We start from the raw sequence: 9,210 nt of genomic DNA, 5'->3' as shown, positions 1-9,210 counted from the left end.
GCCGAACACGATCAACGAGATCAGCAGGGCTTTGCGTCGGCCGTAGTTGTCGCAATACCACCCAGTGGTAATGCCGCTCAAACCGATCCCCAGCAAGGTTGCCGAGGCGAGCATGCCAGCTTCATTGAACGTCAGGCCCAGGTCCTGGCGGATCACCGGGAGCGCAATGGTGAGTAGGATGATCTCCATGGCGTCAAACAGATACGCAAGGAAACCGCCGATAAGTACATGCCATTTGGATAGAGCTCGCATTGCAGGTTTTCCTTATTGTTGTTGTTTTGCCAGGCCGATCGACAGACGTGATGCATCGCAGCACGCTTGATCGGCCTGGAGGATTTACGGGTGCGGTTAGTCAGTTACAGCAGGGCGCAGGCCTCGTCGAAGCCCAGCCGCGGGTTACGGGCAAAGAGTTTTGCGGGGTCGCCATAGCCGAGGTTGCACAGGAAGTTCGTCTTGATCTTCATCCCGGCAAAGGCCTGCATGCCCTCGGCCCCTGGAGCAAAGAACGTCTGGTCGACCTGTGCGTGGTCAAACCCGGACATCGGCCCGCAGTCAAGGCCCAGAGCCCGGGCCGCGAGAATGAAGTAGCCGCCCTGCAGCGAACTGTTGCGAAACGCGGTGGACTCAAGCAAATCCGGCTGGTCGGCAAACCAGTCGCGTACTGTGGGGTTGTGCGCAAACAACCTGGGCAACTGCGTATGGAACTGCGTGTCGTAGCCAATGATTGCCGTCACCGGGGCGCCCAGGGTCTTCTCGACATTGCCGGCGCTCAGGGCTGGCAGCAAACGCTGCCGGGATTGGGCACTGCGTAAAAACACAATGCGCGCAGGGCAGCCGTTGGCGCTGGTCGGGCCCCAGCGCATCAGGTCGTAGAGTGCCTTGAGGGTTTGATCATCCACCGGTTTATCCAGCCAGCCGTTCTGGCTACGGGCCTGGCGAAACAACTTATCGAGCACCTGCTCGCTGATTACCTGACTCATGGCATCTGTCCTCAACTGCGTCGTTGACGGTCTGAAGTCGACCGGGGCAAGGTCTGTTCAGCGGCACACTCGCCGCCCAGGAAGAACTCCACCGACATCGGCGGGCCCCACTGGTAGAGGCTGGCGTCGCACGCCTGGGTGTAACCCGAGGGCGAGTCCTGGTTGAACAGGTCGCCATCGGTGAAGTGCTCGATAAGGTTGCCGGACGGGTCCCGCCAATAATCGAAGATCTGGCTGCCCAGCATGTGCCGGCCTACCCCCCAGAACGGCGACCAACCTTGCAGGGTCATCCACTCGTGGCCCAGGCACTGCGCGTCAAAATCCTGCACCTCGAAGGACACGTGATGGACGAAGTCCTTCGGTGCCTGGAACAGGGCGATGGTGTGATGGTCAGTCCAGGCGCTGCCACGGTTCAACCGCAGGAAGGCCGCGCTCGGGCGGTCCCGGTCAGGCTCCTGAACCACAAGGTCCGAAGGCAGCATGCCGAGCACTTGCTGGTACCAGGCCAGGTGCTGCGGCATGTCCTGCACGCCAATCGCCGCATGACCCAGGCGCAGGACTTGTGCCGCGCCCTTGCCGGGCCGCTGCACATCGCCAAAGCGTTGCTTGTGATGGGCCGAGTTGAGGGTCAACGCAGCACGCTGGGGCAGCGTGCCCACGGCTTCGATACCGTGGGCCAGCTCGATGCGCCGCCCCGAGGGATCATGCAAGGCGACGTACTGCCCTCCTCCGGGGCCTTCCAGCGGCCGGATCGCCGAGGCCCCCGGCAACCGGGTAGCCTGATGCAAGTCATCGAGGCTTTCGACGGCGAACGCGATGGCGCCAAAGCTGGCTTCAACAGCCTTCTCGGCGATGTACACATAGGGCAGTGAGCAGGTACCGCGAAAATACAGGCGTTGCTCGGTACGGTGCATAACCACCAGGCCGAAATCGGTCAGGAAACGTTCGACCACTCCAAGGTCGGGATGACGGTAGAGCACATGGTTGATGTCTTTGATCTGCAGCACGGTAGTTGCTCCTGGGCATTCAATGGGCAGGACAACCGGTGGTCAAAACCAGGGCAGCCGGGATCGCTGCCCACCGTAGTGACGGTGGGTCGGTTGTGCTGCGCGCTCGAAAAAACTGAGGCGTGGACTCAGGCCGCTGAAGGCTCGTCGGCGATCAGGTTGCTCAAGGTGCCAAGGCCTTCGATCTCCACGGTGCAGAGGTCGCCAGGCTTCATGAACAGTGGCGGACGTCGCGCCCAGCCAATCCCTGCCGGGGTGCCGGTGACGATCACGTCACCGGGTTCCAGGGTCACCGCTTCACTGAGCACGGCGATCAGTTCGGCGACCCCAAAGATCATGTCGGCGGTATTGCCCTGCTGCACCACCGTGCCATTGAGGCGGGTCACCAGGTTGAGGCCGACTGCCCCCGCTGGCAGTTCGTCTGCACTGACGAAGGTCGGACCAAACGCGCCAGTGGCGTCGAAGTTCTTGCCAATGGTCCATTGCGGCGATTTGAACTGGTAATCGCGAACCGAGGCTTCATTGAAGATCGCGTAGCCCGCCACATGCTCCAGGGCCTGCGCGCGCGCGATATGCCGGCCCCCAGTGCCGATCACTACCGCCAGCTCTCCTTCGTAGTCCAGTTGTTCGGAGACACGCGGGCGCAGGATGGGTTCGCCATGGCCGACCAGGCTGGTGCTGAAACGCGGAAAAAAGGTCGGATAGGTCGGCTGTTCATAAGGGCTTTCCTTGGTGTGATCGGCGTAATTCAGGCCGACACACACAATCTTGCCCGGGCGCTCCAGCGGGGGCAGGTAACGCAGCTTCGATGGATCGAGCAAACGGGCGTCGCTCAAGCGCTGATGAGCCGCTTGCAGCGCGTTCGGACCGGCCTTGAGCAAGCTCTCCAGGGCACCCGGATAACCACTTTCCTGTTCGGTCAAACCTCGCAGCGCGCCTGCTTTTTCAATGGCCAGACCTTTGGTGGAGCCTTCCAAAAAGTGTACGAAACGCATGATCACTACCTCTGTTGTTGTTATAGTTCGGTACGGTACGTTACCGTACCCTTTTGTCGAAAATGCGCCCAAATAAATAACTCGTCAAGGGTCATCAAAGTGTTTTTACAAAAAAAATTCCGGGGCAATCGCTTGATTCGTCCCTCTGCGCGGCTGGAAGGCTTGTGCAGAGCGGCGTAGGCTAGGAGAACTTTTGAATTGTTCTTTTCAGGAATAGCCGAGCCACATGCAAACCCCTACCCCGAGGCAAGCAGCAAAGCGTCAAAGTATTCTCCAGGCTGCGACTGATATGTTTCTCGCAGAAGGCTATTCAGGGGTCAGTGTTGACGGGATCATCGCCAACATTGGCGGCTCCAAACGCACGCTCTATGCCTACTTCGGCGGCAAGGAAGGGTTGTTCGCCGCGATTATCGAGCAACTGTGCGCAGAAAACGTCAGCCCGCTGACTCACATGACCCTCGCTCAGAAGCCTCTACAGGAGGCACTGACGACCATTGCACGGGTCTTTCTCGATGTGGTGCTGTCGCCTCGCACCCTGGCCCTGCATCGCCTAATCGTGTCCGAGGCCCTGCGCGCGCCGGAGGCTGCAAAGTCGTTCTTCGAGGCTGCCCCCGCAACGGCCTATAGCTGCCTGGCCGATTACTTTACCTGGGCCGAGGAAGCCGGGCTGGTCATGCCGGGCAACCCGCAGACCCGCGCGAAGATCTTCCTTGATGCGCTGACCGGCGACATGCAGTTGCGCTGCCTGCTCGGGCTTAGCTCATGCCCTGGAAAAGCCGCGCGCGAGCACCTGATCAGTGAGACCACAGCGATTTTCATCAACGGGTTGTCAACTGACAGGCACTAGAACCCATGAAGGTAACGTAGCGTCAATTGGGTGCCCTGCGCGCGGTTTTCAGCGCCACTTTCAAAATACAGATTGGCGAAGAATGTCTGGCTTCCCTGCTGGTACATCACCCCTGGCCCGATCCCTGTCACCTGTTCCCTGGAGTCACGCTGGCGATGCCCATCAATGCGGTCATCGCTGATCTGATTGAGTTGATAGCCTGCAACGCCGATACGCCACTTCTCGGCAACGGCATAAGAAACCGACAGGTTGCTATGAAACGCCTCTCCCGGCTGGATACTGCCGGCTTGCAGGACTGACGCCGGATCGTTATTGCGGCTTGACCACGCATAATTGAAACGACCACTGACCTCCAGGCGGTCAGTCAACTCCCAGGTGAACACGTAATGGGGGTTGAACACCCAGACATTGCTCCCGGTATTGAGGCTCGAATCCTTGTTATAGGAACCCGTCGGCAAGGAGAACACGAAATTCAAGCGCTGCCAGTACGGGCGGCCGAAGAACGACACCGGGGCCCACTGCAACAGAAACGGACTGACGATCATGTCACCCTGGCGAGTCCGTCGTCCCTTGGGGCCCTGATCGATCTCTATCTCCAGGTTCACCAGTGGCAATAGCACTTCGGCGCCATAGTTCGCTCCCAGCAAAGTCTTGTCGCTGAAGTAAGCCAGGTGCGGCAGTACCGTGGTGCTGTGCACCTGCTGCCGCCCCGGCAACGCATGTCCATGGGCATCGTAGGCCGAGTTGCTGCGGTAATACTGCACCGGTAACTCGAACAACGCACCGGGGCCGGCGACCCCATCCATGAAACTGGCATTGCCCAGGGCCAGAGGTGGCAGGCTGATGCTGTCAGCCTCGCTCGTGGCGCAGGCCAGTGCCGAGCTGATGCCCAGCACCCGAATCCATTGGGTTTGACTCATACAACACCTTCATTGAATAACGACTAGAAAACACTGAATGGGTAATCGACAATCACCCGGTACTCATCGGCGTTTGAATTGCCACGGGTGTTGCCCGGTGCGGTATACCCCTGTGCCGAACGGTGTGCGGCCCAGCGCAAGGTGATATTCAAGCCTTTGGCCTTGCCGTCTGGCACGGCATAGCGCAGGGCAACGTCCCGCTCCCAATGGTGTGCATCTTTGCCGGCGGCGTTATAGATGTAGCCGTAGCCCGTGCTATTGGGATCGACCCGGGTCAGGTCCGCTTCACCGCGAGTGTATGAAGTGCTGAGCTGGAAATCCGGCGCGTTGATAAACGCCAGGCTGGTCTGGTATTGAATCTTCCAGGACTTTTCGCCAGGTGCATTGAAGTCTGCGTATTGCTGGGAGTTGCCCAGGTAAAGGAAGGTCCGGTCGTCCTGGACCATGTAGTCGAACGGCGTGTCGCCGTCCACCTTCTGCAGCCCCAGGGTCAGGCTCTGGCCTGCGCCGGACAGCGTCAGGCCACCGCTATAAGTGTTGTTGTCGATATGGCCCAACTGGCGCTGGCCCTGATCGCGGGTTTTGAAGTAACGCAGGTACGGTGTCAGCGTAAGCCCAGGCGTCAGCTTGAATGGCTGGCTGACCCCGGCGTAGTACTGGTTCCAGATATCACTCAATTGGCCGCCATACAGGGTCAGTGTTATCCCGCCGGGCACAGCGTAGACGCCACCCAGCCAACTCATGGACGCGCTTTCACGATCAGCGGCCATCCCAGCCTTGTTGCCGGTGCCGTAACTGGTGGTCAAGTGGCTTTGGCCGCTCTGGTTGCGCTGGCGTGTTGAGTCGATCCAGCCAGTGTCCAGTGTCAGGTGTTCCAGGCTGTAGTTCTTGAGCGTGACACCGCGAAATGTCTGGGGAAAGACTCGGCTGACGCCACTGGCGATCAGCGGGTTTTCAAGGTACTGATCGCCAGCCTGCATCAAGCTGTCAAACCCGCGTAACTTGAGCGCCGCGCCCGCAGCCGAGAAGTCAGACTCTGGCGCGCCTTTTGAGTCCAGCGGCAGCAATCCGGCCCCGCCACTGCCCCCTCCTCCATCCAGCTTGAGCCCATAAAAACCATGCACATCGAGCCCGACCCCAATGGGCGTGTCGGTGTATCCCGAACGAAAGGACAGGTACACGCCCTGCACCCACTCGCGCTGGTCGCGCCTGGACGGTGTGTTGTGGTTATCGCGGCCCAGGTAGTAATTGCGCAGCAAGCCTTTGAGGGACGAGCCGCTGACAAATCCCGGCGTGACCGACAGCTCAGCCTTTTGTCGCTCATTGATACCGGTGCTGAGGTTATCTCTCTGGTCCATGGAGTTATCGGCATAGGCTCCTGTCGCCGACAGCCAGACCGTCAACGAAATGGAACCCCGCCTCAGCCGGCGCAATGACACACTCATCAGCGTTGCTCCTGTTGTTCAAGCACCGTCACCGTCGCCGTAGTGCCTGCCCGCAAACGGTCCTTGGCGGCGTATGCAGGATCGATCTGAATTCTCACGGGGACCCGCTGGGCCAGCTTGACCCAGGTGTAGCTGGGGTTGATGTTGGCCAGCAAGCGACTGCCAGGCGCGTTCTCCCGGTCGGTGATGGCGAAGGCGATGCTCTGCACGGTTCCGCTAAAGGTCTCGCCGCTCATCAACTGGATCCGCACTGGGTTACCTTGTGCGATACGCGGTAACTTGGTTTCCTCAAAGTAGCCACTGACATAAAACGAATCGCTGTCCACCAACGCCAGCAAGGCACCGCCGGCACTGGCGTAATCGCCTTGGCGGGTCAGCAGGTTGGTCACATAACCACTGACGGGTGCCACCACCCGGGTGCGCTGCAGGTCGAGTTCGGCCTGGGTCAAGGCAGCCTTTGCCAGCTGCACATTGGCTTGGGCCAGCCCCAGGTTGGCCTGGTTGCTGAGCAACTGCGCCTGAGCGATAGCCACGTCGGTATTGGACTTCTCCCACTCCTCACCGGAGATGGCGAACCCTTGTTTGAGGCTACGCCGGCGCCGCTCTTCACTTTGGCGCTGTTTGAGCTGCGCCTGGCTGGCAATAATTGCAGCCTCCGACTGGCCCATTGCTGCCTGGGCCACTTCAACAGAGCGTCGTGCGTGCTCGACTGCCAGGGCATAGCGCGCCGGGTCGATTTGCAGTAGCAGGTCCCCTTTGCTCACATGCTGGTTATCCTGAACCCGCAAACTGGCGATCAGCCCGGAGACGTCCGCCGACAAGGTCACCACATCAGCGCGCACCCTGGCATCGCGAGTCCAGGGTGAACGGGTGTAGTGCTCCCAGGCGAACCAGCCCAGGACCAGCGCCAGCAAGACAACCGCCAGGGTAATCAGTTGGGCGATGTATTTTTTCAAGGTGACGAGGCTCCCATTACTAGAATCACAACAGCACACACGCAGACATAGAGCGCGCCTTCGAACAGCGCCTCATGCCACACAAACCGCAGCACGCCCAGCCGACGCAAGGACCAGCCCAGCACCATGAAAATCGGCAGCGCCAGCAACAAAGCCTGCGCATTGGGCGGCAGGTAGACGCCACCTACCTCAAAATCAATGTGCAAGAGACGGCACTCCTTTTTCATCGAGCTCAAGAAATTCGCGGTAGCGCTCAATAAACGAGGCAACGATCAGCAGTGCCACTCGAATGCGAAACACCGACCAGAGCTGTTCATGCCCGGACGAAAGCTCAGCGGCATGCAGTTGGTCCAGGTCATCGCCCAGGTGCCGCAATGCATCGGTCAATGCCTGCCAGTCGACGGTGGGCCTTCCCGCCACATAACGGCCTGACTGGTCCAGAACCGACTGCAAACGGGCCTGGGTTTGCGCCGTCAGCAATGTATTGTTCTGCCCTTGTTGCTTGAGCTGGTTCAACGCCACGCCCAGGGCCATGCAGGCCAGAGTGACCTCGAACAGCGCATGGGCTCGCGGGTCTTTGGTCGAGGGCAACAAACCCAGCATCATGGTCAGGCGATCCATCATCCGGCTTTCAAAGGCGAACTGCTGCTGATCCGTCGCTGAGGTCTTGAGCAATACGTAGACCTGCTCCCGGCTCTCATCGAACAGACGGTGAATGCGCCGGGCCGGATTGAATGGAAACACCCAGGAGTACACCAGTAACGACAAGGTGCAAGCTCCGATATAGGCACCGGCAAATTCGAACCACTGACTCGCGGTGTTTTGCCAGGCCCCGATATTCTGCGGGCCCACCATCAGGAAGGTCGAAAGCCCCAGGCCCATGCCTATCCCCGCAGTCAGTGGGCTGGCCAGGCCCACAGCAATCACATAGAGCAACGGCGCCAGAATCAACAGCAGCATTTCGACGTCGCCAATGGCGGGCACCAGCATGAACTGATAGACCGCTGAAATCACCAGCGACAGGCCAAACCCACGTGCGTAGTTCTGGCTTGCCGCCAAGGGCCGTGGAAAGGTCGCCATCAATGAGCACAGAATTCCCACCAGGATCATCCCTGCCCGGGCGCCATCCCAAGCCGTTTCGATCCAGATCAATCCACACACAAGCAAGGCAATAAACGCACGGGCAGCGTTCATTCCCGCCAGGCGCCAGTCCAGGTACAGCGGATTACTTCGGCTCTGGCGGTGCAGGCAGTTGGCCGGACGGCCCTCCTGAATGGCATCACTCAGTTGCAGGATCTCTTCCAGTTGTTGCAACAGCCTGGCCTGCTCCCAACGCAAGGCCCACGCCAGCGCGCGTAACGTACCTGTTATGGGCTCATCACGTTGCTCAACCTTATTGGCCTGCTGGTCAAAGCGCTGCTGCAACACGCTAAAGCGCTGGCGCGCCTGCGTCGATAATGAACGCCCCGCCACTGCCAACTCATCCAGGAACGCGAGTTCGTCAGCGCGCAGCTGTTGAATGTCTTCGGGAAGCTCACCTTGCCAACGCTCATCGATCAGCGTGCGTTGACGACGCAGCACTGTCAGACGTGAAGTCAGCAATACCAATTGATTACCCAGCAGTTGCACCAGGCCGTTGGCACTGCGCAACCGTGGCGCATCGAAATACAAATGCCGGCGCAGGCCTTCCAGTGCGTTGATTTCTCCGAGTAACTGCATCTGGCGCTTACGGAAATCGGCCTCGCTCTCCTCGGTACGAATCACCGCCGCCGCATGGGCCGCCATCAATTTCAGGACTTGATCTACTTTGGCAAAGTACCCCCGGGCGACCGCTTCCGGGCGCGCCGTCAACAGGCTGACCACGCCGACACAGGCAACCGCCAACAGCGTCTCAGTGAGTCGGGTGATCGCCAGCATCAAGGTATTATCCTGCTCCGGTACAGCAAGCAGCCCAACGACGACCGCCGTGAACCCGCTGAGCACAAAGGCGTGGGAACTGGTGTAGCGCAGCAACGTGCCACCCGCCGTGCAGAACGCCAGCCACAGCGACAAGGTAACAA

General features: G+C 59.8%; 10 protein-coding genes. 1 reads left to right on the top strand and 9 read right to left on the bottom strand.

From position 1 onward, the window contains the following. The 4 genes from GIW04_RS23855 to GIW04_RS23840 all read right to left on the bottom strand — a co-directional run. The coding region (locus tag GIW04_RS23855) for an MFS transporter (RefSeq protein WP_236479255.1) at positions 1-252 on the bottom strand (252 nt) is incomplete at its 3' end. Between the two features lie 104 nt (positions 253-356). Continuing rightward, complete coding sequence (locus tag GIW04_RS23850) at positions 357-980, bottom strand: malonic semialdehyde reductase (RefSeq protein ID WP_003191526.1); 624 nt, start codon at positions 978-980, stop codon at positions 357-359. Between the two features lie 11 nt (positions 981-991). Next, positions 992-1,987, bottom strand: coding sequence for a VOC family protein (locus GIW04_RS23845; RefSeq protein ID WP_003191528.1), 996 nt, complete (start codon positions 1,985-1,987; stop codon positions 992-994). A gap of 128 nt (positions 1,988-2,115) precedes the next feature. Next, complete coding sequence (locus GIW04_RS23840; RefSeq protein ID WP_057711360.1) at positions 2,116-2,982, bottom strand: fumarylacetoacetate hydrolase family protein; 867 nt, start codon at positions 2,980-2,982, stop codon at positions 2,116-2,118. 226 nt (positions 2,983-3,208) lie between these two features. On the opposite strand from GIW04_RS23840, the gene GIW04_RS23835 reads away from it, so the two are divergent. Beyond that, positions 3,209-3,829 (top strand): TetR/AcrR family transcriptional regulator, encoded by a 621-nt coding sequence (locus GIW04_RS23835; protein ID WP_014718568.1) that lies wholly within the window; start codon positions 3,209-3,211, stop codon positions 3,827-3,829. Here the strand turns inward: GIW04_RS23835 and GIW04_RS23830 are convergent. From GIW04_RS23830 to GIW04_RS23810, 5 genes are all read right to left on the bottom strand, one after another. Continuing rightward, positions 3,826-4,749 (bottom strand): SphA family protein, encoded by a 924-nt coding sequence (locus tag GIW04_RS23830; protein ID WP_003191531.1) that lies wholly within the window; start codon positions 4,747-4,749, stop codon positions 3,826-3,828. The two genes, GIW04_RS23835 and GIW04_RS23830, sit on opposite strands and share 4 nt — an antisense overlap. A gap of 23 nt (positions 4,750-4,772) precedes the next feature. Beyond that, positions 4,773-6,194, bottom strand: coding sequence for an OprD family outer membrane porin (locus GIW04_RS23825; RefSeq protein ID WP_120248092.1), 1,422 nt, complete (start codon positions 6,192-6,194; stop codon positions 4,773-4,775). Then, entirely contained in the window at positions 6,194-7,150 is a 957-nt protein-coding gene (locus tag GIW04_RS23820) for an HlyD family efflux transporter periplasmic adaptor subunit (protein WP_120248093.1), read from the bottom strand. Before GIW04_RS23820 ends, GIW04_RS23825 begins: the two co-directional genes overlap by 1 nt. Further along, positions 7,147-7,356 (bottom strand): DUF1656 domain-containing protein, encoded by a 210-nt coding sequence (locus GIW04_RS23815; RefSeq protein WP_120248094.1) that lies wholly within the window; start codon positions 7,354-7,356, stop codon positions 7,147-7,149. The genes GIW04_RS23820 and GIW04_RS23815 overlap by 4 nt, the downstream gene beginning before the upstream one ends. Continuing rightward, positions 7,346-9,210 (bottom strand): FUSC family protein (locus GIW04_RS23810; RefSeq protein ID WP_236479254.1); only part of this gene is annotated, 1,865 nt, incomplete at its 5' end. The genes GIW04_RS23815 and GIW04_RS23810, both read right to left, overlap by 11 nt.

It is taken from the genome of Pseudomonas sp. PA-4-8C (assembly GCF_021606625.1).
GTDB classification, from domain to species: domain Bacteria; phylum Pseudomonadota; class Gammaproteobacteria; order Pseudomonadales; family Pseudomonadaceae; genus Aquipseudomonas; species Aquipseudomonas lactis.
Note: the sequence above shows the minus strand (reverse complement) of the source record. Positions and strands in the feature narration are given on the sequence as shown.

Coding starts and splice junctions, on each gene's coding strand:
- GIW04_RS23850 (WP_003191526.1), bottom strand. CDS start 980: ATGAGTCAGGTAATCAGCGAGCAGGTGCTCGATAAGTTGTTTCGCCAG.
- GIW04_RS23840 (WP_057711360.1), bottom strand. CDS start 2,982: ATGCGTTTCGTACACTTTTTGGAAGGCTCCACCAAAGGTCTGGCCATT.
- GIW04_RS23835 (WP_014718568.1), top strand. CDS start 3,209: ATGCAAACCCCTACCCCGAGGCAAGCAGCAAAGCGTCAAAGTATTCTC.
- GIW04_RS23830 (WP_003191531.1), bottom strand. CDS start 4,749: ATGAGTCAAACCCAATGGATTCGGGTGCTGGGCATCAGCTCGGCACTG.
- GIW04_RS23825 (WP_120248092.1), bottom strand. CDS start 6,194: ATGAGTGTGTCATTGCGCCGGCTGAGGCGGGGTTCCATTTCGTTGACG.